Source organism: Nocardia sp. NPDC003345 (genome assembly GCF_053589395.1).
Genome location: NZ_JBSFRU010000589.1, coordinates 1 through 1651 on the forward strand (window position 1 = coordinate 1; position 1651 = coordinate 1651).

Genomic DNA, 1651 nt, shown 5'->3' on the forward strand with positions numbered 1-1651 from the left:
CGGCTCGTCCGCGATCTCCGGATCTCCACCAGAACGCTGTATCAGCAGGTCGGCAACCGGGAGGAGCTGACGCGCGCGCTCGTCGCCCGGCACTTCTCCCGGCTCCGGCTCGAATTCGAGGAATACGGCACCTGGGAGGAGACCGCCCTGCACTGGTGCCTGGCCCTGGATGGTGCGTTGCGCGCGCATCCGCACCTGACCCGGCTGATGACGATCGAGGACCGGCTGGCCGTCACCGGATACGTCAACGAACTCGTCAAATCCGCGCTGCGGGCGGGTTTCCCGAAACCGCTCGCGATCGAGGGCTGCCGTGCGCTGGCGACCCTGACCATCAATCACTCCGTGATCGCGGTGCAGGAGTCGCCGGCGTCGGCCCGGACCGCGGACGCGCGAACCGAGATGGGCCTGATCGAACGGAATTTCCCCACGCTGGTGCGCTGGACCCTCACCGGGATGCGCGCGGATCTCACCGGCTGATCCGGCGGCGCATACCCTCGGTGGCGACGATCAATACCGGCACCAGTACCACGTGCATCACGGTGAGCGCGACCATCGACGGACCGTCGAAATCGGAGGTCCAGGTCCGCGCGAGCGTGCCGAGGGTGAGCACCGACCCGATGATCGCGGCGGTGCGCAACGCCCCGGTCCACCTGTAGGCCAGCAGCGCCGCGGCGGTGAGTCCGACGGCCATCGGTACCGCGGACAGTATGAGAACCCCGCCGGGCGCCACGCTGTAGGTCTCACCGTTCTCGGTCAGTTCGAAGGAGCCGCCCGCGGCGACACCGATCAACCAGATCACGAGGTTGATCACGGTGCCGCCGACCACGGCGCCGACCACGGCCACCGGACGGCTCAATGCGGGAAACGCGCTCGCGCGGACGGCTGCCTCGGACATGGCCTACTCCTCGCTGCGACGAGTTCCGTCACTCGTCGTATGTATCGAGAATCGGGCCGGGTGCGGTGGACGGCAAGAGCTATGACCTACATCACATCAGCGTCGAGTGGCCCGCTCAGACCCGGAACCGTCCGGCGAAACCGCGTAGCGGCAGATCCGCGCTGGTGATGATCCCCGGCCGTGCCGCGACGACGGATCGGATCGAGTTCAACGCCGGTAGTCCGGTGACGGTCATCCCGATGGACGCGAAATTCTCCGGGTTGGACAGATCGAATCCCTTGCGGGGGAAGATCATATGTTTGCTGTAGATATTCGGGTCCCCGGTGACCTGGGTGATATAGCAACCCTTGATCTGCCAGGCCGGATCGGTATGCGGCGTCATCTGCCATTCGAGGTGGGTTTCGACCCGGGGTACGCCGTCGACCATGCCCTGGTACTTGATGTAGTTGGCGCCCAGCGACCCCTTCGGCAGGAAATACCAGCCCAGATCGACATCCTTGGTGCAGGCGCCGAGTTCGTAGTCGAATCGCACCTCGTCGAGTTCGAGATCGAAGGCATCGGCCATCAGATACACGGCGTCGGAGAACACCGCCGTATACGTGTAGAGCGAATCCGGAATCGACGGATCGTCGACCGGGCGGCCGTAACCGACCGCCTTCCAGGTGTCGACCGAATGGTGGCAGGAGACATCGACCGATTCGGTGACGGTGATGTTCTCGATCTCGGAAACATCGGCGGTGTGCACGATTCCGAGGA

General features: G+C 65.0%; 2 protein-coding genes and 1 pseudogene. 1 reads left to right on the plus strand and 2 read right to left on the minus strand.

Going from position 1 to position 1651, the window contains the following annotated elements:
* The coding region (locus ACWDU1_RS32230; protein ID WP_450004196.1) for a hypothetical protein at window positions 1-477 on the plus strand (477 nt) is incomplete at its 5' end.
* Here the strand turns inward: ACWDU1_RS32230 and ACWDU1_RS32235 are convergent.
* Together ACWDU1_RS32235 and ACWDU1_RS32240 are read right to left on the minus strand one after the other, a co-directional pair.
* Window positions 467-895, minus strand: coding sequence for a DUF6069 family protein (locus ACWDU1_RS32235; RefSeq protein ID WP_450004197.1), 429 nt, complete (start codon window positions 893-895; stop codon window positions 467-469). The two genes, ACWDU1_RS32230 and ACWDU1_RS32235, sit on opposite strands and share 11 nt — an antisense overlap.
* Window positions 896-1010: 115 nt before the next feature.
* Window positions 1011-1651 (minus strand): annotated as a pseudogene (locus tag ACWDU1_RS32240) (dihydrodipicolinate reductase); the annotation flags it as partial.